Below are 20,988 nucleotides of genomic sequence, written 5' to 3' on the forward strand. Positions count from 1 at the left end.
TTCGCGATTCCTACTCGCACGCGATCAGTCAGTGGGCCGCCGGATGTGCGGTCCACCACCAGTTCTGGATCGAGTGCGTCAGCATGTCCGGAACCCTACCGCATGAGAAATGCTGGACTTCTCGTCTCATTTGCTGGGCGGACGGAAACGGCCCGGCGGCAACCCCGTACTGTGGGCGGTGTGACCGTGAACGCTAAAACCACCCCCGCCGGTGGCCACACCTGGCGAGACCTGCCCGCGGCGCAGCAGCCCGAGTACCCCGATGCCGAGGCTCTGCGCGATGTGATCGCGGACCTCGAGTCGTATCCGCCGCTCGTCTTCGCGGGCGAGTGCGACCAGCTGCGCGCCCGGATGGGAGCCGTCGCCAAGGGCGAGGCGTTCCTGCTCCAGGGCGGCGACTGCGCCGAGGCCTTCGACGCCGTGTCCGCCGACCACATCCGTAACAAGCTGAAGACGCTCCTCCAGATGGGAGCGGTGCTCACCTACGCGGCCTCCGTGCCGGTGGTGAAGGTCGGCCGTATCGCCGGCCAGTACTCCAAGCCGCGTTCCAAGCCGACCGAGACCCGCGACGGCGTGACGCTCCCCACCTACCGGGGCGACTCCGTCAACGGCTTCGAGTTCACCGAAGCGGCCCGTATCCCGGACCCCGAGCGCCTGAAGCGGATGTACAACGCGTCCGCGGCGACGCTGAACCTGGTGCGCGCCTTCACCACCGGTGGTTACGCGGATCTGCGCCAGGTGCACGCCTGGAACCAGGACTTCGTGAAGTCGTCCCCGTCGGGTCAGCGTTACGAGCAGCTCGCGCGGGAGATCGACAACGCGCTGAACTTCATGGAGGCCTGTGGCACCGACCCGGCGGAGTTCCGCACGGTCGAGTTCTACTCCTCCCACGAGGCGCTGCTGCTCGACTACGAGGGCGCGCTGACCCGCACCGACTCGCGGACCGGCCGGCTCTACAACACCTCCGGGCACATGGTCTGGATCGGTGAGCGCACCCGGCAGCTGGACGGCGCGCACGTCGAGTTCGCCTCGCGCATCCGCAACCCCATGGGTGTGAAGCTCGGCCCGACGACCACGGTCGACGACGCCCTGCAGTACATCGACAAGCTCGACCCGGAGCGCGAGCCCGGCCGGCTGACCTTCGTCGTCCGCATGGGCGCCGACAAGGTCCGCGACAAGCTCCCCGAGCTGGTCGAGAAGGTCACCGCGTCCGGTGCCACGGTTGCCTGGGTGACCGATCCGATGCACGGCAACACCTTCGAGGCGGCGTCCGGCCACAAGACCCGGCGCTTCGACGACGTGCTCGACGAGGTCAAGGGCTTCTTCGAGGTCCACAAGGCCCTGGGCACGCACCCGGGCGGCATCCACGTCGAGCTCACCGGTGACGACGTCACCGAGTGCGTGGGCGGCGGCGACGAGATCTTCGTCGACGATCTGCACCAGCGCTACGAGACGGCCTGCGACCCGCGACTCAACCGCAGCCAGTCCCTGGACCTGGCGTTCCTGGTCGCGGAGATGTACCGCGACCAGTGATCTTGTGCGTACGACTGTGGGGCGCGGATCCATGTGATCCGCGCCCCACAGCGCTTTTCCAGGCTGGCCACGGCGGGTAAGGTTAGGTTAGCCTCACCGAGCAATCGGAGGCAGACGACCGACCGGCCTGGAGGTGAACCGCGTGTACGTATGCTCATGCTTCGGCGTCACCGAGAAGCAGGTCAAGGAGCACGCGGACGCGGGTGCCTGCACCCCTCGTCAGATCGCCTCCGCCTCCAAGGCGGGCACCGACTGCGGCTCGTGCGTGCGGACGATCCAGTCGATCCTCGGCCGCGGCACGTGCCCGCGGCGTGAGCTGCTGGAGCAGGGCAAGCCCGCTCTCACGGCCGGCCTCGCGGAGCTGGACGAAGCCGCCTAGCCTTGCCGCCTTTCCGGGGCGCGCGGAGCCCGCGAGGGCCCTGGACCGCGGCCCTCGGCGTACGTCAGCTGTCGGGCTGCTCGATCAGCTGTGCGATGTAGAGCGGCTCACCGAGCTTCTCGATCAGATCCAGCTGCGTGTCGAGATAGTCGATGTGGTGCTCCTCGTCCTCGAGGATCGACTCGAAGATGTTCGCGGACGTGACATCACCCTTGGCGCGCATGATGTCGATACCGCGCCGCAGACGGTCGATCGCCTCCACCTCGACCTGCCGGTCCGCCTGGAACATCTCGGTGACCGTCTGGCCGATGCGCACGTGGAACAGGCGCTGGTAGTTCGGAAGTCCGTCGAGGAAGAGAATCCGGTCGGTGAGCACTTCCGCGTGCTTCATCTCGTCGAACGACTCCGACCGGGTGTACTTGGCAAGCTTCGTCCAGCCGAAGTTCTCCTGCATCTTCGCGTGCAGGAAGTACTGGTTGATCGCGGTCAATTCGGCGGTCAGCTGCTCATTGAGGAACTCGATGACCTCGGGGTCGCCCTGCATCGCAGAGGCTCCTTCCGCGCTTGGTACCGGGGCAAGTGGCCGCATCCTTCCATCGCGTCCGTGAGCCCGTCCAGTAAGTGCCTCCTTAGTAGGAGTTGCCCGAATCGGGCCAGACCTGGTCATGACCACCCCATGCGGTCTGTCACCATTGAAGACATGGGTCAGCCGGAAAGCCGGGAATACCGCGCATCAGAGGAGTCCGAGCTTCCGCCGGGTCAGCGACTGCAGCGAGGCTGGCCGGTCACCCACTACGGGCCCGTACCCAAGTTCAAGCCGGACCGCTGGGAGTTCAGGGTTTTCGGCGCCACGGCCGACGGCGACAAACACTGCTGGAACCACGAGGAGTTCTCGGCGCTGCCCTTCTCGTCGGTCGTCGCCGATCTGCACTGCGTGACGAAGTTCAGCATGCTGGGGGCCGAATGGGGTGGTGTTCCCGCCCGCGAACTGGTCGCCCTCGCGCCGCCGGCCGAGAACGTCACCCATGTCATGGTCTGGGCCGAGTACGGCTACAGCGCCAATGTGCGGCTCTCCGACTTCACCTCGGAGCGCACGATCTTCGCCACCCACAAGGACGGTGAACTGCTCACCGCCGAGCACGGCTTCCCCCTGCGCTTGGTCGTGCCGCATCTCTACGCCTGGAAAGGGCCCAAGTGGGTCCGCGGCGTGGAGTACATGACCGACGACCGGCGTGGCTTCTGGGAGGAGCGGGGTTATCACAACCTCGGCGACCCCTGGCGGGAGCAGCGCTACTCCTACCAGGAGGAGCCGGGGGACGGCCCCGAACTCTAGGGGTCGTGTCCCCAGGGCCTGTCGTCGTTCAGGGCGCCGGAACGCCAGGGACGGTCAGTCGCGGAGTGCTTTGAGCCGGGCCACGTCCGCCGCGTGGCCCTCCTTGCCGCCCGGGGTCTCGATGATCAGCGGTACGCCCTCGGTCGCCGGGTGGCGCATGAGCTCCCGGAACGGCTCCTCGCCGATGTGACCCGCGCCGATGTTCTCGTGACGGTCCTTGTGGGCGCCCGCGACATCCTTCGAGTCGTTGGCGTGGATCAGCTTGAGGCGCCCTTCGCCGACCGTCTCCACCAGCAGGTCCAGTGCCTGCGCCATACCGCCCGGTGCCGCCAGGTCGTGTCCTGCCGCGAACAGATGGCAGGTGTCCAGACAGACTCCCAGCTTGGGATGGGCGTCCAGAGCCGCGAAGTACGGCCCGAAGTCCCAGGTCCGCGAGCAGAGCGAGAACCCCTGCCCGGCCGTCGACTCCAGCAGCAGGAACGGGTCGTCGTCGTGCGTCAGCTCGTCCAGCAGCGGCAGCATCCGCTTACGCACCTGCGCCAGCGCCACCTCCCGCGGCCGCCCGCCCGTCGCCGACCCGGTGTGCACGACGACGCCCAGGGCGCCTATCTCGCGGGCGCGGCGCAGCGAGTGGCGCAACGAGTCCACGGACCGCTCGACGGTCGCCTCGGTGTGGGAACCGAAGTTGATCAGATACGGAGCATGGACGTACGCCGGCATGTCCGCGGCGGCGCACTCCGAGCGGAACAGCTCGTTCTGCGCGGGATTGCCCGGCGGTGTCGCCCAGCCCCGCGGATTGGCGACGAAGACCTGGACGGTCTCCGCCCGCAGTTCCGTCGCGTATCCGAGACCGACCTTGGCGAGTCCGCCGGCCACGGGGACGTGGCCGCCGACGGGGTTGCGCATCTGTGGCTAGATTCCCTTGGTCTTGATGGTGATCGTGCTGCCCTCGGGCGCCTTGCCGTCCGCGGCCGGGGACTGGCTCTCGACGGTGTCGCCCAGGAAGGGAAAGGCTTTCTCGACGTCCACCTCGAAGCCCGCGTCCTCCAGCTCGGCGGTGGCTTCGTCGACGCTCATCCCGACGACATCGGGGACGTCGATCGAGCGCGGTCCCTTGGAGACGGTCAGCGTGATCGTGTCGCCTGAGGCCAGCTTGGCCCCCTCGGCCGCCGACTGGCGGGCGACGGTGCCCGCCTCCTCCGGGGAGTTGACCTGCGCGGGGGCGACCTTGACCGTGAAGCCGGCATCCTCCAGCTCGCCGGTCGCGTCCTCGACGGAGTCGCCGATCACGCCCGGGACCTCGACGGGGGAGCCCTTGCTGACGACGATCGCGACCGCGGAGTCCGGGCTGCGCCGGGCACCGGCCGCCGGCTCGGTGCTGACGACACGGCCCTGGGGCACGTCCTCGCTGAACTCCTTGGTGACCACCCCGGGTGCGAGCCCTGCCTTCTTGAGCTTGCTCTCGGCCGTGGCGAGGGGGTCGCCGCCGACGTCGGGGACCCTGACGATCTTCGGGCCGCGCGAGACGATCAGCGTCACCGAGCCGTTGCCGCGGATGCGTTCGTTGGTGCCGGGGTCGCTGTTGATGACCGAGCCGCGGTCGACCGTCTCGCTGAAGTCGCGTTTGACGGTCTTCACATCGAGACCGGCGTCCTTGAGCTCCTGCCGGGCGTCCTTCTCGGACTTGCCGATCAGGGCCGGGACGCGGGTGAACTGCCCGGAATTGATGTACCAGACGCCGGCCCCGGCGCCGAGCACCAGGAAGACGGCGACAAGGATCGCGACCACACCGCGCCGCGGCACACGGGAGCGGCCGGTGCGGTCCGGGCGGTGCTGCGGAGGGGAGGGCGGCATCGCCATCCGGGCCGTGTGATTGACCTGCGGCTCTTCGCCGGGCAGCACGCGCGGGATGACGTCCGTACGCTCATCGGGGCCCGCGTCCGCGCCGGTCGCGTGCGTCTGCGGCTCCTGCTGGAGCGCCTGCGGAGGCACCAGGTCCAGCTGGTCGTCGCCGAGTGCGGCACGGGCCTCACGGACCAGGGCGAGCAGCGCCACCGCGTCGTACGGGCGGATCTCGGGATTGCGGGCGGTGGCACTCGCGACCAGCTCGTCGAGCTCGACGGCGAGGCCGGGGACGAGCGCGGAGGGCGCCGGAATGTCCTCGTTCAGATGCTGAAAGAGCACCTGGGCCGGGGTGTCGCCGGAGTGCGGCTTGCCGCCGGTCAGCATCTCGTACAGGACGACACCGCAGGCGTACACATCGGCGCGGGTGTCGGCCGTGCCGTACTCGATCTGCTCCGGGGCGAGGTAGGAGACGGTGCCGAGGACGGTGCCGGTGGTGCTGGTGACGGAGCCGACCGCACGCACCAGGCCGAAGTCGGCGACCTTGACCCGGCCGTCGTCCCCTATCAGCACGTTCTCCGGCTTCATGTCCCGGTGGACGAACCCGGCCCGGTGGGCAGCGCCGAGCGCGGCGAGCACGGGCTCCAGGATGTCCAGCGCGGCCCGCGGCTGGAGCGCTCCGCGCTCGCGCAGGACGTCGCGCAGGGTGCAGCCCGCCACGTACTCCATGGCCAGATAGACGTACGCACCTTCGGCGCCCTGGTCGAAGACCCCCACCACATTGGGGTGGGAGAGCCGGGCGACGGACTTGGCCTCACGGATGAACCGCTCCACGAAGGAGGCGTCCGTCGCGAGGGCGGGGTGCATCACCTTGAGGGCGAGTTCCCGGTCGAGTCTGGTGTCGACCGCCCGGTAGACCGTGGCCATACCGCCGACGGCGATACGCGCGTCGACGCGGTAGCGGCCGTCGAGCAGCTGCCCGACGAGGGGGTCCTTGAGGGTCGTGTCCACGCGGGAGATTCTACGAGTCACCTCGGACACCCCTGACGTCCCGGGGCGGGACCGGGGCCGTACTGCAGCCGAGCTGTGACAGCAGACGCGCTTGTGCGGGCCCGCTCCGGTGCGACCGGCTTTCGACGCGGGACGGCGGGCCGGACGGGCGGAGGGGGACGGGGGCGGGGCGCGGTGGGGGTGCGGTGTTCGGGGGGTCGCGCCTCAATCGCGGGCGCGGCGGGAAATCGTCCCTGCGCCTCGATTGGCGGCGGGGCCGGAGGTCGTCCCTGTGCCTCGATCACCGGCGGGGCCTGAGCTTGGCCCTGCGTGGGGAGGGCGATGTCGGACCGGCCGGCGTTCGAGGACGACGCCTGCGCCGCATGGGGCCGGGCTGGGTGGGTGCGGCTCCTTGCGGGGGCGCTGCCCCCGGGCCCCCGCGCCTCAATCGCCGGCGGGGCTGGATGGTGTCCCCGTGCCTCGACCGTTGGCCGGGTTTGGTGTGGCCCCCGCCCGCCTCGACCGTCGGCCGGATTCGGTGCGGCCCCCGGGCCTGGTGCGCCCCCCGCCTCGATCCCGGCGGGGCCTCATGCGGCCCCGCCGACAGACCCTCCCGTACGCGTCAGAACGCCGGGCGTTCCGGGTCCAGGTGGGCTCGGCCCTCCTGGGGCGATGATGCCTCGGCGAAGTGGCGGCGGGGGATGCGGCCCGCGCGGTGGGCCAGGCGGCCCGCCTCCACCGCGTGGCGCATCGCCTCCGCCATCAGGACCGGCTCCTGCGCCCGGGTGACCGCCGACGCCAGCATCACCGCCGTGCAGCCCAGCTCCATCGCCAGCGCCGCGTCGGACGCCGTGCCCGCGCCCGCGTCCAGGATCACCGGCACGCGCGCGTGCTCGACGATCAGCTGGAAGTTGTGCGGGTTGCGGATGCCGAGGCCGGAGCCGATGGGGGAGCCCAGCGGCATGATCGCCGCGCAGCCCACGTCCTCCAGCTTCCGCGCGAGCACCGGGTCGTCGTTGGTGTACGGCAGGACCGTGAATCCGTCGTCGACCAGGGTTTCCGCCGCGTCGAGCAGCTCGATCGGATCGGGCAGCAGCGTGCGCTCGTCCGCGACGACCTCGAGCTTCACCCAGTCCGTCCCGAGCGCCTCGCGCGCGAGCCGGGCGGTCAGGACGGCCTCGCCCGCGGTGAAGCAGCCGGCCGTGTTGGGCAGGACGCGGATGCCGAGCCGGTCCAGGACGGAGAGCACGGAGCCCTGGACCGTCGCGTCCAGCCGGCGCATCGCGACGGTGGTCAGTTCGGTGCCGCTCGCGATCAGGGAGCGTTCCAGGACGTCGAGGCTGGGCGCACCGCCGGTACCCATGATCAGCCGGGAGTTGAAGGTGGTGTCACCGATGGTGAGACGGTCGTCGGCCATGGCTGATCAGCCTCCCTGGACTGCGGTGAGGACCTCGACACGGTCGCCGTCGTCGAGCAGGGTGCCCGCCCATGCGCTGCGCGGGACCACCGCCTCGTTGACGGCGGCGGCGACGCCGGACCGGGCGGGGGTCAGCTCCGTGACCAGGGTGTCGAGTGTGGTTCCGGTGGCGAGCACCCTGGCCTCGCCGTTGACGGAGACGTTCATGCGGGCTGCTCCTGGGAGACGGCGGAGAAGCGGCGAGGGGTGAAGGGGCGGGCCTCGTCGGGGAGTGAGCCGGAGACCAGGACCGCGGCCATCACATCGCCGGTGACGGGCGTCAGGAGAACCCCGTTGCGGTGGTGACCGGTGGCCAGATGCAGGCCGGGCAGCGCGGTCGGTCCGAGCAGCGGCGCGTTGTCGGGGGAGGCGGGGCGCAGCCCGGCGCGGGTCTCGGTGAGCGGCAGCTCCGTGATGCCGGGCACCAGCTCATGGGCGTCGCGCAGCAGCTCGTACACACCGCCCGCGGTGACCGTGGTGTCCCAGCCCAGCTCCTCGCTCGTCGCGCCGACGACCAGCTCGCCGTTCTCACGCGGCACCAGATAGACGTCGCTGCCGCGGACCACCGCACGGACGGTCCTGGACAGGAAGGGCGCGTACGCGGGCGGCACGGTCAGCCGCAGGACCTGGCCCTTCACCGGACGGACGGGAGGCAGCACATCCGCCGGGACCCCGTTCAGCCTGCCGCTCAGGCTGCCGCCGGCGAGCACCACCTGGTCGGCGGTGAGCTCCTCCCCGTCGGCGAGGACGACACCGGCCGCCCGGTCGCCCGTGACCGACAGCCGTTCCGCCCAGCCGTGGCGGAAGACCACCCCCGCCCGCTCGCACGCCGTGACCAGCGCGGACGCGAGGCGGCGCGGGTCGACCTGGTGGTCACCGTCCACCCGCAGACCGCCGCGGACACCGGGAGCGAGCATCGGCTCCAGGCGCCGGCACTCACGGCCGGTCAGCCATTCCGAGGCGAGTCCGGAACGCCGTTGCAGGGCGTGCAGTTCCCGCAGATGGGCGCGGTCGTCGGCGTCGAGCGCGACGGCGAGGGTCCCGCAGGCGCGGTATCCGACGCCCTGCCCGCTCGCCTCCTCCAGCTCGGCGACGAACGCCGGATAGCGCTGTGCGGACGCGACGTTGAGCGCGAGCAGCGTCTGCTCGCCGTAGTGCAGTTCGGTGACGGCCGCGAGCATGCCCGCGGCGACCTGCGCCGCGCCGCCGCCCGGCTCCGGATCGGCGACGGTGACGGCCAGTCCGCGCTGGGCCGCGCGCCAGGCCGTGACAAGTCCGATGATTCCGCCCCCGACGACGAGAACGTCTGAGGCGCGCGTTCCTGGGATACGCGACATGGGCGTCCAGCCCCTCCCTTCGCCGGCATGACCCGGATCAGGTTCGTACGGTCGGAGGCCGTCCAGCCTCCCTCTCAGCCCGGTGCGTCCGGACTCCCGCGAGTGTCTTACGGTGTCCACCCTAACCCCGGGCCCGGTGTCGGGTTAAGGGAGCGACGGCTTCCCAAGGCCTGCGGTACAGGAGGTGTGTTCGATGGCGGGATCGCTCGACGGAGTCGTTCTGGTGCCGGTCGCGGACCAGGCTCCGGGTCAGGTCGGCACCCGTACCCGCTTCACGTACCACGAGCGGGACGGGCACATCTGGGCCGAGTACGCGGGCGGCGACGTGATCCGCGGGCATCTGGTGGGCACCCGTCAGGGGGACCGGATCGACTTCCGCTATGTGCAGTTGAAGACGGACGGCCGTACCGCGTCCGGGCACTGTGTCTCGACGGTCGCCGAGCTGCCGGACGGCAGACTGCGCCTGGAGGAGAGCTGGGAGTGGGAGTCGCAGGAGGGCAGCGGGACGAGCGTCGTGGAGCAGCCGCTGTCCTGACGAGCTGTCAGATGGGGTCGCCGGATGCGTAAGGTTGACGGGTGAGCGAGCAGCAGACACAGCAGGCGCGGCGCGTGGTGATCGTCGGAGCCGGGATGGCGGGCGTGCAGACCGCCGTCGCCCTGCGCGAACAGGGCTTCACCGGTCCGGTCACCCTCATCGGCGCCGAACCCCATCAGCCGTACGACCGTCCCCCGCTGTCCAAGGCCGTCCTCCTCGGCAAGTCGGAAGGATCGGCCTTCGACGTCGACTTCGAGGCCCTCGGCATCGGGCTGCGGCTCGGCTGCGAGGTGATGGGCGTCCGTCCGCAGGAGCACGAACTGGACACCGAGGCCGGGCCCGTCCCGTACGACGTCCTGGTCGTCGCCAGCGGCGCCGAGCCCGTCCACCTGCCGGGGGCCGCTTCGGTGCCCGGCGTCCATCTGCTGCGCACCCTCGACGACGCCGCCCGGCTGCGCCCCGTGCTCGCCCGGCAGCACGACATCGTGGTCGTCGGCGCGGGCTGGATCGGCGCGGAGTTCGCGACGGCGGCCCGAGAGGCCGGCTGTGCGGTCACCGTCGTCGAGGCCGCGGACCGCCCGCTCGCCGGCGCACTGCCCGCCGAGGTCGCCGCCGCGATGACCGACTGGTACGCGGAGTACGGCATCGAACTGCTCACGGGCTCCCGGGTGGAGGAGATCGAGCCCGGCACGGTGATTCTCTCGGACGGCAGACGGCTCGCCGCCGGGGCCGTCGTCGTCGGCATCGGCGCACGGCCCGCCACCCGGTGGCTCACCGGCTCCGGCATCGCGCTCGGTCCGGACGGCGCGATCACCGCCGACGAGTATCTGCGCACCTCGCTGCCCGATGTGTACGCCGTAGGCGACTGCGCCTCCTTCCCGTCCGCCCGCTACGGGCAGCGGCTGCTCGTGCACCACTGGGACAACGCCCTCCAGGGACCGCGCACGGTCGCCGCCAACGTCATCGCGGAGGACCTCGGCGAACCCGCGCAGATCTACGACCCCGTCCCGTACTTCTGGTCCGAGCAGTTCGGCCGGTTCGTGCAGTACGTGGGCCACCACGCCGTCGCCGACACGTTGGTGTGGCGCGGCGACCCGGCGGGCGTCTCCTGGTCGGTGCTGTGGCTGCGGGACGGTGCGCTCGTCGCCCTGCTCGCGGTGGGCAGGCCGCGCGATCTGGCACAGGGCCGCAAACTCGTCATGACGGGCACACGGCTGGATCCGACGGCGGCCGCGGACCCCTCGGTCCCTCTGAAGGCCGCTTCGCTGTGAGCAGGCTCTCTCCCGACAGTTCCTCGCTGACCTGCGCATTCTCCCCGATTCCGGGCTGATCGGGGCGTTCGTGTGCGGGGCAGCGCTACCCACTGTCAGTCCCAGATGGCAGGCTTGTCCTGTGACCGAGATTGACGCAAAGATCGATGCTCTCGTCCCCGCCTGGCTCACCCTCCCCGACATCGCGGAAATGCTCGATGTCGAGGTGACGCGCGTCCGGCAGCTGGTCAAGGAGGGCCAGCTGATCGCGGTGCGCCGAGGTGAGAACCGGGTGCTCCAGGTTCCCGCCGCCTTCATCAGCGGCGAGAAGGTCGTCAAGGGCCTCTCCGGCACCCTGACGCTCCTGAGGGACGACGGCTTCTCCGACGAAGAGATGCTGGAGTGGCTCTTCACCCCCGACCCGACCCTGCCCGGCACCCCCGCGCAGGCGCTCAGCGAGAATCGCGGCACGGAGGTGAAGCGCCGGGCCCAGGCGCTCGCCGTCTGACGCCCTGAAGACACCATCAAGCGGTGTGCGGGCAGGGCCGAAGGGTCCTGCCAGCACACCGCCGACCCGCCCCGGGGGGAAATCGCCATGTCCACGGCTCGCGCTCTGCTGTCCGACGCCCGGCTCTATCTGTGCACGGACGCCCGCAAGAAGCAGGGCGACCTCGCCGCTTTCCTGGACATGGTGCTCGCCTCCGGGGTCGACATCGTGCAGCTGCGCGACAAGGGCATGGAAGCGGCCGAGGAGCTGGAACACCTCCAGGTCTTCGCCGACGCCTGCCGCCGGCACGGCAAGCTGCTCGCCGTGAACGACCGCGCGGACGTCGCGCATGCCATCGGCGCCGCGGTCCTGCATCTGGGACAGGGCGACCTGCCGGTCCCGGCCGCCCGCGCCATCCTCGGCGACGACGTCCTCATCGGCCGTTCCACACACGCCGCCTCCGAGGCCGCCGCGGCGGCGGTCGAGCCCGGTGTGGACTACTTCTGCACCGGTCCCTGCTGGCCGACGCCCACCAAGCCCGGCCGGCACGCCCCCGGCCTGGACCTCGTGCGCTCCACCGCCGCACTGGGCACCGACCGGCCCTGGTTCGCGATCGGCGGCATCGACGCGGGCAATCTGGACGAGGTGCTCGACGCGGGCGCCCGCCGGGTCGTCGTCGTCCGGGCGATCACCGAGGCGGCCGATCCCGGGGCCGCCGCCGCCCATCTCGCCAAGCGGATACGCGAGCGCGGAGAGTAGGCCAAGGGCGAACAATCGGTGTCCGATGGGTGGACTCCGGTTGGGTCACCCCCTGGGCGTGGATAACCTGCGAGTATGGCCCTCGGAACAGCTTCCACCAGGACGGACCACGCACGGACGGTGCGTGAGCTGCTCGCGACCGGCAGGACGTCCTACTCCTTCGAGTTCTGGGCGCCGAAAACGGAAAAGGGCGAGCGCAACCTCTGGAACGCTCTGCGCCGGGTCGAGGCGGTCGCCCCCAGCTTCGTCTCCGTGACCTACGGCGCCGGCGGCTCCACCCGCGCCGGCACCGTCAAGGCCACCGAGCAGATCGCCGCGGACACGACGCTCACCCCCGTCGCGCACCTCACGGCGGTCAACCACTCGATCGCCGAGCTGCGGAACATGATCGGCCAGTACGCCGACGCCGGCATCCGCAACATCCTCGCCGTCCGGGGCGACCCGCCCGGCGACCCGATGGGCGACTGGGTCAAGCACCCCGACGGCGTGCGGTACGCGGCCGAACTGGTGCGCCTGATCAAGGAGTCGGGCGATTTCTGTGTCGGCGTGGCGGCCTTCCCGGAGATGCATCCCCGGTCCGCCGACTGGGAGACCGACACCCGGCACTTCGTCGACAAGTGCCGCGCCGGCGCCGACTACGCGATCACCCAGATGTTCTTCAGGGCCGAGGACTATCTGCGGCTGCGTGACCGGGTCGCGGCCGCGGACTGCGCCACCCCGATCATCCCCGAGATCATGCCCGTCACCAGCGTCAAACAGCTCGAGCGGTTTGCCCAGCTCAGCAACGCATCGATCCCTGAGGACCTGAAAGAGAGGATCCTCACGGTCAAGGACGATCCGGCGGCTGTACGCTCCATGGGGATCGAGTTCGCAACGGAGTTCTGCGCGGAGCTGCTCTCCGAGGGTGTCCCCGGACTGCACTTCATTACGCTCAACAACTCCACGGCGACGCTCGAAATCTACGAGAATCTCGGACTGCACGAGCAGTTGTGATCGGTCGTAGCCGACCCGACCGGGGGCGGCGGCCGAAGGAGAGGGGCGGGCATGGGCTGGACGGTCCTCTACGTCGCGTTCGGAATCGTCGCGCTGTGGCTGCTCGGCGAGGTGCTGCTGCAGTACAAGGCGCGGCTGCGCTGGCGGCTGCTGGCCTTCGGCGGATTCCTCTGTGTCGTCTTCGGTGTGCTGCTGCCGTCCGTGGTCGTGATCGCGCTCGGTGCCATCGCCTTCGCCGTCGGACAGACCTATGTGACGCTCTCCTTCCGCCGCGGCTTCTCCACCGGGTGGGCCCTCGGCGGCAGTCCCGGCGCGAGCCGCCGCCGCAAGTCCGGTGGCCGGCAGGGCGAAGCCGCCACGCGTGAGCCCACGCTGGAGGTGTCGGACCTCGCCTACGAGGCTCCCGCCGCCCCCGACCTGGACCCCGAGCCGGTCTACGAGCCGCAGCCGCTGCCCGACGACACCGGGCAGTACGGCGTCTACAGCGACGCGGCCTACGCGGCGATGCAGCAGGACCAGAACGCCCAGAACGCAGACAACTACGGGCAGCCCGCGGGCCGGACCGACGGCCAGTACGACCCGTACTACGGCTACGACCAGCAGCCCACGGGCCAGGACGCCTTCACCGGGCAGTACGACTACGGCACCGGCCAGCAGCAGTACGCCGCGTACTCCGACCCCTACGTGGGCGGCCAGCAGTACAGCACCTACGAGAACTACGACAGCTTCGGCAGCCCGCAGCAGCAGTACACCGATCCGTACTACGCGCAGCCGTCGTACAGCGACACTCCGCCCGGCGGGGTGTGGGTGCCGCAGCAGCGGGACACCGACCAGCAGGTGCCCGGGGAACAGCAGTCGCCGTACGGCTACGACAACGAGTACAACGAGCAGCAGTACCGCTACTGAGGCAGTCGGACCTTCCGAGCCGGCGCCGCCTGCCGTACGCCGGCGCCTCCTGCCTACCCGGCGTCCGCGGCGCCTTACCGCGAGCCGCGGAAGTCCGCGCCCTCCACGATGAGTCCGGCCACGAGTGCCCCCGACATGCCGGCGTGTGCCAGTCCGCCGCCCGGGTGCGAGCGTCCGCCGACCAGATGGAGCCCGGGCAGCCGGGTGCTGTTCGCGGGATGCAGATACCGGCCGCCCAGCCCGGCCAGCGACGGCGCCGGGAGCCCGCCCGTCTCGGCGGGCGTCAGGATCTCGTGCCACAGCGCCCGCGCGCGCAGGTCCTCGACGGCTGTGCCCGCGGCGTCGATCAGCGCTTCCGCGCAGCGCTCGCGCAGGGCCTTGTCCCTCCAGTCGATTGCGCCGCCGTGGCCGGTCACCGTCGCGGTGACGGTGACCGCCTCGTGCGCGTCGTCCGGGCGGGTGCGCGGGTCGTCGGGCCGCAGCACGGTGACCGTGGGCCTCTCGGCGAGACGGCCGCCGAAGACGGCCGCCGCCTCCGCGCCGGTGTCGGGGGAGTGGACCACGCTCCGGTGGACGGCCGCGGCGGGCCGTGCCCCGCGCAGCCCCAGCAGAACGGTGAACCTGCCCGGCAACTGCCCTGCGCCGGGCCCCGCTTGCGGGCGCACGTCGCCGTCCTCCCACAGCTCCTGCCCGGCCGGAAGCGGGATGTCCGCGCCTGCCACCACCTGGTCGGCCTCGGCGACCGCGGCCCCGGCGAGCTCGACACCGGCCGCGCGACCGTCCCGGACGAGGACCGACGTCACCTCCGACCCGAAGACGAACTCCACCTTCCGGGCCAGACAGCGCTCGTACACCGCACGGGCCAACTCCCGCATGCCGCCCGCGACATACCAGCTGCCGAACGTCTGCTCCATGTACGGCAGCAGCGCCGCGCTCGCCGGGGCGTGCCGGGGGTCCAGGCCGTACGCCAGGGCGCAGCCCTCGAAGAGCGCGGCCAGCCTCGGGTCGGCCAGCTCCAGGGCGCCGACCTCGGAGACGGTGGTGGCCTGCCGGGTGCGCAGCATCCTGCGCTGCCGCAGGGCCGGGTAGGGATCGCGGCCCAGCACCTGCCAGTCGTCCCACAGGGGCTCCTCCAGCAGCGGCCGGCGGGAGCGGTCCCAGGCGTCCCGCGCCCGTCCGAGGAAGTCGCCCCACCGCTCACCCGCCCCGGCGCCCAGCGCCGACTCCAGCGCGGAGACGATGCCGGCCCGCGAGGCATTCGGAAGGGTCACCGCGGAGCCGTCGGCGAAGAGGTGCCGGCTCGCTGGATCGACCTCGGTCAGGCCGACGCACCGCTCCAGCGGCTCCTTGCCGGTCTTCAGGAACAAGTCCCGCCAGACGGCGGGCAGATGCAGCAGACCCGGTCCGGTGTCGAAGACGAACCCGTCGCGCTCGAAGGCGCCCAGCGCGCCGCCGTAGGTCGCCGAGCGCTCGTACACCGTCACCCGGTGGCCTGCCACGGCCAGCCGGGCGGCAGCCGCCATGGCGCCCATCCCGGCGCCGATCACCGCAATCCGTGCCATGTCAGGGACTGTATCGGCCGCCTGTGACACTCAGCCCGGTGGGTGGCCGGCCACCGTGGCGGCCAGTCGTTTCTCCTCGCGCCGCTGTGCTCTGCGGCGCAGGAACCTGCGGATCCTGGAAGCCAGGAACACCACGACGACGATGCCGAGGACCAGCAGCGTGGCGGCGATGATCGCCGCGGCCACCGGGTTGAAGACGGCAAAGGTGATGATCCCGGCGACACCCAGATCCTCGGCGACGCTCATCGCGACATTGCTGAACGGCTCGGGCGAGGTGTTGATCGCCATCCGGGTGCCGGACTTGACGAGATGACTCATCAAGGCGGTCGAGCCGCCGATGGCGCCTGCCGCGATCTCCGGCAGCGACCCGCTCTCCCCGGCCAGCAGCGCGGCCACGACCGCACCCGCCACGGGGCGGATCACGGTGTGCACCGAGTCCCATATCGAGTCGACATAGGGGATCTTGTCCGCCACCGCCTCGCACAGGAAGAGCACACCGGCGACGATCAGGACGTCGGTGCGCTGGAGCGACTCGGGCACCTCGTCGGAGACCCCGGTGGCGCCGAAGATGCCGAACAGGAGGATCACCGCATAGGCGTTGATCCCGCTGGCCCAGCCGCTGGTGAAGACGAGAGGGAGTACGGACACGGACGCGATCGTAACCAGAGGCGGGCCGCCGCGGGTGGGGATGAGCGCGGACGACTGAGTACCCGTACCTAGTGGGAGAGATGAGTAGGCGGGCGGATGGGGCGCCACCTGCGCAGAGGGAAGAGTGGAGACCACGGAAGGGGCGCAGCGCCGGCACCGCCGACACGGGGCGGCGGAACGGCGCGGCTCCCCTGACGGAACGGGGGGTGCAGGACGGAGAACCCGTCGACCACGGGTTGTCCGGCACCACGGGGGGACGCAGGGGTACGGGGGCCTCGGGGGAACGGGGACACGGGGGAACCGGGGGAACACGGGGGACGCACGGGGGACAAGGACGCCGGTCCGGCACGGCTCGGGAGACCGAACCGCGCCGGACCGGCGTCTTTTCCCTGCACCCGTCGACCGGCCGGTCGCATCACGCCTGCCCCCCGACAGGCGTGATTCCGTCCGGTCTCCGGTCGCATCGGGCTCCCGGCGAGCCCCGCAGGGCCCCGGGAGGTCTCAGCGGCCGCTCACCCGGCCGTGCAGCAGCCGTGAGAGCGCCGCGTGCACATCGTCGATCGACCGCTCCCGCTGGAAGGACTGCCAGTCCAGCGCGGCCACCAGCACCATCCCGACCAGCGCTGCCGCGGTCAGCGAGATGTCGATCTCCTCGCTCAGTTCGCCGTTCTCGACGGCCTCCCGCAGCACCGTCTCGACCACCGCCACCGCCTGCTGCCGGACGACCAGGAGCGTCGACTGCCAGGCGCGGTTGGTGCGCCACAGCTCGGCCACGTACAGCTGTGTGAAGGCCGGATAGCGGTCGATGAAGACCAGGCCCGCCCGGATCATGGCGTCCAGCGCCTCGACCTTGGTGCCGCCGCGCTCCGCCGTCTCGTCGGCCGCGGACTGGAGCGATGCCGTGAGGAGGCCGACGCCGTAACGCAGCAGCTCCTCGAAGAGCTCGGTCTTGCTCTTGAAGTTGTAATAGACCGTGCCCTTGGCCACGCCGGCGCGCTCGGCGATCTCGTCCACCGTGGTGGCCGAGAACCCCTGCTCGGCTATGAGCGTCACCGCGGCTTCGTAGAGCTTCGCCCGGGTCGCCCGGCGTCTGGTGCTACTGCTGTCCATGACATCGATTCTCACAGGTCCGCCGCCCCTTCAGAGGCTCAGCTCGGGGTGCAGGCGGTCGAGCGTCCACACCTGCTTACGGCGTGCGGAGATCGCGGTGAGCGCGAGCGCACCCGCAGTGAAGGCGATCATGACGGCGCTCGCCTCCCACACCGGGCCCAGCCCGCCGCCCGTGATGAGCCGGCGCAGTGCGTCGACGACGTAACTCATCGGGAGGAAGGGGTGGATCGCGTTGAAGAACGCCGGGCTGGTCTGGACGGGGTAGGTGCCGCCCGCCGAGGTCAGCTGGAGCATCAGCAGCGCCAGGACGAGGATCCGGCCGGCCGCCCCGAACCGGGCGTTCAGCCACTGGATGATCGCGGCGAAGCAGAGGATGACGAGCGCCAGGAAGCCGACCGTGCCGGCCGCGTGGACCATCTGCAGACCGACCGTCCAGTGCAGCACCGACATCAGCGCCACGACCTGCACCAGGCCGAGGGCCACCACCGGCAGCCAGCCCGCCACCGCGATCCGCCAGGCGGAGGCGCCCGCGGCGAGCGCCCGCCGGTTCAGCGGCGAGATGATCATGTACGCCACCATCGAGCCCACCCACAGGGAGAGCGGGATGAAGTACGGGGCGAAGCCGGTGCCGTAGTTGGGCGCCTTGTGCAGGGACTGGCTCGCCAGCTTCACGGGGTCCGCCATCACCTCGGTACGGCGGTCCCGGTCCTTCTTGTTGTAGTCGGGGATCTTGTCGACGCCGTCGTTCAGCCCGCCCGCGAGCTCGTCCGAACCGTCGGCCAGCTTGAACAGACCGCCGTCCAGCGTCCCGGCACCCTTCTTGAGCCTGCCCACGCCCGTGTCCAGCTCGGTGGAACCCGACCGTGCGGTGCTCAGGCCCGAGTGCAGCTTGTCCGCGCCCTGAGCGACCTTCCTGGCACCGGAGTTGAGCTCGTTGACCTTCTTGACGGCCGACTCCAGGTCGTCGTCGAGCCGCGGCGAGCGCCGGGCGATCTCGTCGGCCTTCTTCTGGAGATCGGCGAGCCGGCTGTCGAGCTTCTTGAGGTCACCCTGGTGGTCCTTCACCACGGCGTCGACGTCGTCGGCTACCTTCGCCACGTCCTTCGCAGCGTCCCTGGCACGCTCCAGAGCCGAGCAGGCACCGGCGTCCGGCAGCAGGGCGTCCTCGCAGCGCGAGCGGTGGAGCGCTTCCAGCTCGTCGGCGGACTTGTGCGCGCGGGCGGCCGCGGCCGGGGCGCTCTTCACCAGATGGTCGAGGGTGTGGCGGACGGTCCGGGAGGAGTCGGAGACCAGACGGGCCGCGTCACCGATCGACTTGCCGTCGTCCCGTACGTACGGGCGGATGCCGGCGGCCACCGCGTTGACCTTGTCGGCGAGTTGCTGGGTGCCGCCCGCGACCTTGCGGGAACCGGTCTCGAGCTCGCTCGCGCCCTTGGAGAGCTTCGACAGACCGCCGACGAGCTTGCCGCTGCCGTCCTTCGCGTCCTCGAGGCCGTCGGCGAGCTCCTTGGAGCCCTTCTTGGCCTTGCCGATACCGCCCTTGAGCTGGTCGGCGCCCTTGGCCGCCTTCTCCGTCGCGTCATGGATGCTCGAGAAGGAGATGAAGATGCGGTCCAGGAACGAGCGGGACGCGTCGGTCGACGCGGCCGTGCGCACCTCGGCGAAGACCGTCCGCGAAATCTGGCCGACGATGTAGTTGTTGGCGTCGTTCGTGCGGACCTGAAGGGCGCCGGTCTCGGGGGAGTTGCCCGAACTCGACGCGATGCGCTCACTGAAGTCCCGGGGCATGGTGAGCGAGAGGTAGTACGCGCCGTCCTCGACACCCTCGCGGGCCTCGGCCGCGCTCACCTCGTGCCACTCGAAGACGTCGCTCTCGCGCAGCCCCTTGGTGATCTCGTCGCCCGCCGAGATCTTCCTGCCCTCGGCCTGGGCGCCCTTGTCGTCGTTGACGAGCGCGACGGGGATCCGGTCCAGCCGGCCGTACGGGTCCCAGAAGGACCACAGGTACAGCGCGCCGTACAGCAACGGCAGCAGCACCACGGCGACCAGTGCGGCACGCGGCAGTTTCCCCCTGCCGAACCGCTTGAGCTCAAGCGCGGCCAGTTTCGGCGAGCGCATCGGCCGTCCCCTCCTCGGTGGTGTTCACGACGGTGGTCTCGTCGTGGGTGCCGGCATGGTCGGTGCCGGTGTCGTCGTGGGTGCCGGCCGTGGCCCCGCCGTCGGTGGGCCGGGTGTCCGCGCTGCCGTCGGTGGTGTCGTCGGCGGGCCCCTCGTGGGTGCTGCCGTCGTCCTGGATGCCGTCGTCCTGCCTGTCGCCCGGAGCATCGTCGTCCGGAGCGTCGTCGTCCGGACTGTCCGTGCCTCGGCCGGTGCCGACGACGACGGTGGCGCCCTCGGGCGCCTCGCTGCACACGGCCAGCACGGTCGTGCCCGACTCCGCGACCGAGCGCAGCAGCCGCCACGCCTCGGCCCGGTCGGCGTCGGAGAGCTTCAGGTCGGCGTCGTCGACGGCGAGCAGCCGCGGCCGGCCGATCAGCGCCAGGGCCACGGACAGCCGCAGCGCCTCCAGCCGCTCCAGATCGCGTACGGAGGTGCGTTCCCGCTTGGGGAGCGTGGCCGTGTCCAGCCCGGCGGCCTCCAGCGCTTCGTCGACACGGTCGCGTGCCTCCTTCGCCCGCTCGGCGCGCGGCCTCAGCAGGGCGCGCAGCGAGGCGTCGAAACGGCGCTGCAACAGGGCGCGTTCCCGCAGATGCTCGCCGACGGTCAGCGCCGGGTCGAGCTCGCTGACGCCCTGTACGGGGCCGAGCGCGCTGATCCTGCGTACCGCGGCCATCTTCCGGGGCAGCGGCAGTCCGGCGACCTCGGCGCTGCCCTCGGTGGGACGCATACGGCCGGTGAGCGCGAGCAGAAGACTCGTACGGCCCGAACCGGACGGGCCCACGACGGCGATGAGCGAGCCGGGCTCCGCGTCGACGGTGACCGACCGGAAGGCCCAGCCACGCGGACCCTCGAGCCCGAAGTCCTCGGCAGTGACGGCTGCCCCGTGCGGGCTGTCCACGTGCCCTCCCTCAACTTTTGAACTGACCAGTCAGTGCAAAAACTACTACCGAACCTACGATCGAAGCAAAGGAGCAGGTCAGGGCCGATTGTCAGTGGGGGCCTCCACGATGGACACATACGGCCACAGTGCCGTCACACGACGACAGGAGGTTCGTCATGGCCAACTCCTACGCAGCAGCCGCACCCCGGCGCCGCGCCACCGGCCCTGCACCCTCACTGACCGGACCGGCGAGCGACGTGCACCCCGTCCTGCGGCGGGCCACCGCGCCCCCCGCCGCCCTCGACCTCCTCGCCCAGGCCCGTACCGGACTGGACGAGGCAGCCACCCTCGAAACGCCCAACGAGCGCTACGCCACGGCCCACCTGGCGGCCCTGCGCACCGCCGCCGCGGTGCTCGCCGCGCGGGGCCGCCCGGAGACGAGCGAGCGACGACGCCGGCGGATCAGGAGCGCCTGGGAAGTGCTCCCCGAGATAGCGCCCGAACTGGCGGAGTGGAGCATCCTGTTCGCCTCGGGCGCCACCCGCAGGGCACGCGCCGAGGCGGGCATACAGGGGGCGGCGAGCACCCGCGACGCCGACGACCTGCTGCGTGACGCGGCCATGTTCCTGCGCCTGGTGGAACGGATGCTGGTGCTCCAGCCGGCCCTGCCGCAGCCCCGGACGGAGCCGCCGGGGAGGGGTGACGCCGCGGGGTGAGACGGCCACGGAGCGGCAGGCGGAAAGGGCCGGCGCCGCGGGGTGAGACGCAGCGCTGGGACGTCCGGCCGAGGCAATAGGGTGGGAGATGTCGTGCGTTCATCGACGTCGG

At 71.1% G+C, this 20,988-nt stretch carries 22 protein-coding genes and 1 riboswitch; of the genes, 10 read left to right on the forward strand and 12 right to left on the reverse strand.

Annotated features, from left to right (window positions below; translation table 11 throughout):
* Positions 1 to 28: 28 nt before the first annotated feature.
* The gene (locus tag RPQ07_RS37825; protein ID WP_365938861.1) at positions 29 to 130 is read right to left on the reverse strand and encodes a trp operon leader peptide; all 102 of its coding nucleotides are present in this window, start codon (positions 128 to 130) and stop codon (positions 29 to 31) included.
* Between the two features lie 50 nt (positions 131 to 180).
* Between RPQ07_RS37825 and RPQ07_RS27225 the strand changes: the two genes are divergently transcribed.
* On the forward strand, positions 181 to 1,533 hold the full coding sequence (locus RPQ07_RS27225) for a class II 3-deoxy-7-phosphoheptulonate synthase (protein ID WP_313946834.1): 1,353 nt from the start codon (positions 181 to 183) through the stop codon (positions 1,531 to 1,533).
* A 133-nt stretch (positions 1,534 to 1,666) separates the two neighbouring features.
* A complete protein-coding gene (locus RPQ07_RS27230) occupies positions 1,667 to 1,912 on the forward strand; it encodes a (2Fe-2S)-binding protein (RefSeq protein WP_313946835.1) in 246 nt (81 codons plus the stop codon).
* A 64-nt stretch (positions 1,913 to 1,976) separates the two neighbouring features.
* On the opposite strand, the gene bfr is transcribed toward RPQ07_RS27230, so the two are convergent.
* Entirely contained in the window at positions 1,977 to 2,456 is a 480-nt protein-coding gene (gene bfr, locus RPQ07_RS27235) for a bacterioferritin (protein WP_313946836.1), read from the reverse strand.
* A gap of 156 nt (positions 2,457 to 2,612) precedes the next feature.
* On the opposite strand from bfr, the gene RPQ07_RS27240 reads away from it, so the two are divergent.
* On the forward strand, positions 2,613 to 3,245 hold the full coding sequence (locus tag RPQ07_RS27240; RefSeq protein WP_313946837.1) for a sulfite oxidase-like oxidoreductase: 633 nt from the start codon (positions 2,613 to 2,615) through the stop codon (positions 3,243 to 3,245).
* 54 nt (positions 3,246 to 3,299) lie between these two features.
* Here the strand turns inward: RPQ07_RS27240 and RPQ07_RS27245 are convergent, their stop codons facing one another.
* The 5 genes from RPQ07_RS27245 to thiO form a co-directional block, all read right to left on the reverse strand.
* Positions 3,300 to 4,151 carry a deoxyribonuclease IV gene (locus RPQ07_RS27245; RefSeq protein WP_313946838.1) on the reverse strand — a complete coding sequence of 284 codons (852 nt, stop codon included), beginning with the start codon at positions 4,149 to 4,151 and terminating at the stop codon, positions 3,300 to 3,302.
* Between the two features lie 6 nt (positions 4,152 to 4,157).
* On the reverse strand, positions 4,158 to 6,098 hold the full coding sequence (gene pknB, locus RPQ07_RS27250) for a Stk1 family PASTA domain-containing Ser/Thr kinase (RefSeq protein ID WP_313946839.1): 1,941 nt from the start codon (positions 6,096 to 6,098) through the stop codon (positions 4,158 to 4,160).
* A gap of 601 nt (positions 6,099 to 6,699) precedes the next feature.
* Positions 6,700 to 7,494, reverse strand: coding sequence for a thiazole synthase (locus RPQ07_RS27255; RefSeq protein ID WP_313946840.1), 795 nt, complete (start codon positions 7,492 to 7,494; stop codon positions 6,700 to 6,702).
* A 6-nt stretch (positions 7,495 to 7,500) separates the two neighbouring features.
* Complete coding sequence (gene thiS, locus RPQ07_RS27260; protein ID WP_313946841.1) at positions 7,501 to 7,701, reverse strand: sulfur carrier protein ThiS; 201 nt, start codon at positions 7,699 to 7,701, stop codon at positions 7,501 to 7,503.
* On the reverse strand, positions 7,698 to 8,870 hold the full coding sequence (gene thiO / locus RPQ07_RS27265) for a glycine oxidase ThiO (RefSeq protein WP_313946842.1): 1,173 nt from the start codon (positions 8,868 to 8,870) through the stop codon (positions 7,698 to 7,700). The genes thiS and thiO overlap by 4 nt, the downstream gene beginning before the upstream one ends.
* Positions 8,868 to 8,980, reverse strand: a riboswitch (TPP riboswitch). (Overlaps the previous gene by 3 nt.)
* 83 nt (positions 8,981 to 9,063) lie before the next feature.
* Between thiO and RPQ07_RS27270 the strand changes: the two genes are divergently transcribed.
* The 6 genes from RPQ07_RS27270 to RPQ07_RS27295 all read left to right on the forward strand — a co-directional run bounded on the left by RPQ07_RS27270 (position 9,064) and on the right by RPQ07_RS27295 (position 13,800).
* A complete protein-coding gene (locus tag RPQ07_RS27270) occupies positions 9,064 to 9,405 on the forward strand; it encodes a hypothetical protein (protein WP_313946843.1) in 342 nt (113 codons plus the stop codon).
* Positions 9,406 to 9,446: 41 nt separating this feature from the next.
* Entirely contained in the window at positions 9,447 to 10,676 is a 1,230-nt protein-coding gene (locus RPQ07_RS27275) for an FAD-dependent oxidoreductase (protein ID WP_313946844.1), read from the forward strand.
* A gap of 121 nt (positions 10,677 to 10,797) precedes the next feature.
* Entirely contained in the window at positions 10,798 to 11,163 is a 366-nt protein-coding gene (locus tag RPQ07_RS27280) for an Rv2175c family DNA-binding protein (protein ID WP_313946845.1), read from the forward strand.
* An 87-nt stretch (positions 11,164 to 11,250) separates the two neighbouring features.
* A complete protein-coding gene (gene thiE, locus RPQ07_RS27285) occupies positions 11,251 to 11,901 on the forward strand; it encodes a thiamine phosphate synthase (protein WP_313946846.1) in 651 nt (216 codons plus the stop codon).
* A 75-nt stretch (positions 11,902 to 11,976) separates the two neighbouring features.
* Entirely contained in the window at positions 11,977 to 12,894 is a 918-nt protein-coding gene (metF, locus tag RPQ07_RS27290; protein ID WP_313946847.1) for a methylenetetrahydrofolate reductase [NAD(P)H], read from the forward strand.
* A 51-nt stretch (positions 12,895 to 12,945) separates the two neighbouring features.
* On the forward strand, positions 12,946 to 13,800 hold the full coding sequence (locus RPQ07_RS27295; protein ID WP_313946848.1) for a hypothetical protein: 855 nt from the start codon (positions 12,946 to 12,948) through the stop codon (positions 13,798 to 13,800).
* A gap of 74 nt (positions 13,801 to 13,874) precedes the next feature.
* Here the strand turns inward: RPQ07_RS27295 and RPQ07_RS27300 are convergent, their stop codons facing one another.
* The 5 genes from RPQ07_RS27300 to RPQ07_RS27320 all read right to left on the reverse strand — a co-directional run bounded on the left by RPQ07_RS27300 (position 13,875) and on the right by RPQ07_RS27320 (position 20,178).
* Positions 13,875 to 15,362: an NAD(P)/FAD-dependent oxidoreductase gene (locus RPQ07_RS27300; protein WP_313946849.1), complete on the reverse strand. Its 1,488-nt coding sequence runs from the start codon at positions 15,360 to 15,362 to the stop codon at positions 13,875 to 13,877.
* Between the two features lie 30 nt (positions 15,363 to 15,392).
* Positions 15,393 to 16,010: a DUF4126 domain-containing protein gene (locus RPQ07_RS27305; RefSeq protein ID WP_313946850.1), complete on the reverse strand. Its 618-nt coding sequence runs from the start codon at positions 16,008 to 16,010 to the stop codon at positions 15,393 to 15,395.
* A gap of 501 nt (positions 16,011 to 16,511) precedes the next feature.
* The gene (locus RPQ07_RS27310; RefSeq protein ID WP_313946851.1) at positions 16,512 to 17,120 is read right to left on the reverse strand and encodes a TetR/AcrR family transcriptional regulator; all 609 of its coding nucleotides are present in this window, start codon (positions 17,118 to 17,120) and stop codon (positions 16,512 to 16,514) included.
* A 30-nt stretch (positions 17,121 to 17,150) separates the two neighbouring features.
* The gene (locus RPQ07_RS27315; protein ID WP_313946852.1) at positions 17,151 to 19,238 is read right to left on the reverse strand and encodes a YhgE/Pip domain-containing protein; all 2,088 of its coding nucleotides are present in this window, start codon (positions 19,236 to 19,238) and stop codon (positions 17,151 to 17,153) included.
* Positions 19,210 to 20,178: an ATP-binding cassette domain-containing protein gene (locus RPQ07_RS27320; RefSeq protein WP_313946853.1), complete on the reverse strand. Its 969-nt coding sequence runs from the start codon at positions 20,176 to 20,178 to the stop codon at positions 19,210 to 19,212. The genes RPQ07_RS27315 and RPQ07_RS27320 overlap by 29 nt, the downstream gene beginning before the upstream one ends.
* 158 nt (positions 20,179 to 20,336) lie before the next feature.
* Between RPQ07_RS27320 and RPQ07_RS27325 the strand changes: the two genes are divergently transcribed.
* Positions 20,337 to 20,876, forward strand: a complete 540-nt coding sequence (locus tag RPQ07_RS27325) for an SAV_6107 family HEPN domain-containing protein (protein WP_313946855.1) — start codon at positions 20,337 to 20,339, stop codon at positions 20,874 to 20,876.
* The last annotated feature ends 112 nt before the right edge of the window (positions 20,877 to 20,988 follow it).

This window comes from Streptomyces sp. AM8-1-1, from assembly GCF_032229325.1.
Lineage (GTDB): Bacteria > Actinomycetota > Actinomycetes > Streptomycetales > Streptomycetaceae > Streptomyces > Streptomyces achmelvichensis.

What these genes read in the sequence shown, in the direction of transcription:
- RPQ07_RS37825 (WP_365938861.1), bottom strand. Translation starts at nt 130, where the DNA reads ATGAGACGAGAAGTCCAGCATTTCTCATGCGGTAGGGTTCCGGACATG.
- bfr (WP_313946836.1), bottom strand. Translation starts at nt 2,456, where the DNA reads ATGCAGGGCGACCCCGAGGTCATCGAGTTCCTCAATGAGCAGCTGACC.
- RPQ07_RS27240 (WP_313946837.1), top strand. Translation starts at nt 2,613, where the DNA reads ATGGGTCAGCCGGAAAGCCGGGAATACCGCGCATCAGAGGAGTCCGAG.
- RPQ07_RS27245 (WP_313946838.1), bottom strand. Translation starts at nt 4,151, where the DNA reads ATGCGCAACCCCGTCGGCGGCCACGTCCCCGTGGCCGGCGGACTCGCC.
- RPQ07_RS27255 (WP_313946840.1), bottom strand. Translation starts at nt 7,494, where the DNA reads ATGGCCGACGACCGTCTCACCATCGGTGACACCACCTTCAACTCCCGG.
- thiS (WP_313946841.1), bottom strand. Translation starts at nt 7,701, where the DNA reads ATGAACGTCTCCGTCAACGGCGAGGCCAGGGTGCTCGCCACCGGAACC.
- thiO (WP_313946842.1), bottom strand. Translation starts at nt 8,870, where the DNA reads ATGTCGCGTATCCCAGGAACGCGCGCCTCAGACGTTCTCGTCGTCGGG.
- RPQ07_RS27270 (WP_313946843.1), top strand. Translation starts at nt 9,064, where the DNA reads ATGGCGGGATCGCTCGACGGAGTCGTTCTGGTGCCGGTCGCGGACCAG.
- thiE (WP_313946846.1), top strand. Translation starts at nt 11,251, where the DNA reads ATGTCCACGGCTCGCGCTCTGCTGTCCGACGCCCGGCTCTATCTGTGC.
- metF (WP_313946847.1), top strand. Translation starts at nt 11,977, where the DNA reads ATGGCCCTCGGAACAGCTTCCACCAGGACGGACCACGCACGGACGGTG.
- RPQ07_RS27295 (WP_313946848.1), top strand. Translation starts at nt 12,946, where the DNA reads ATGGGCTGGACGGTCCTCTACGTCGCGTTCGGAATCGTCGCGCTGTGG.
- RPQ07_RS27300 (WP_313946849.1), bottom strand. Translation starts at nt 15,362, where the DNA reads ATGGCACGGATTGCGGTGATCGGCGCCGGGATGGGCGCCATGGCGGCT.
- RPQ07_RS27310 (WP_313946851.1), bottom strand. Translation starts at nt 17,120, where the DNA reads ATGGACAGCAGTAGCACCAGACGCCGGGCGACCCGGGCGAAGCTCTAC.
- RPQ07_RS27315 (WP_313946852.1), bottom strand. Translation starts at nt 19,238, where the DNA reads ATGCGCTCGCCGAAACTGGCCGCGCTTGAGCTCAAGCGGTTCGGCAGG.
- RPQ07_RS27325 (WP_313946855.1), top strand. Translation starts at nt 20,337, where the DNA reads ATGGCCAACTCCTACGCAGCAGCCGCACCCCGGCGCCGCGCCACCGGC.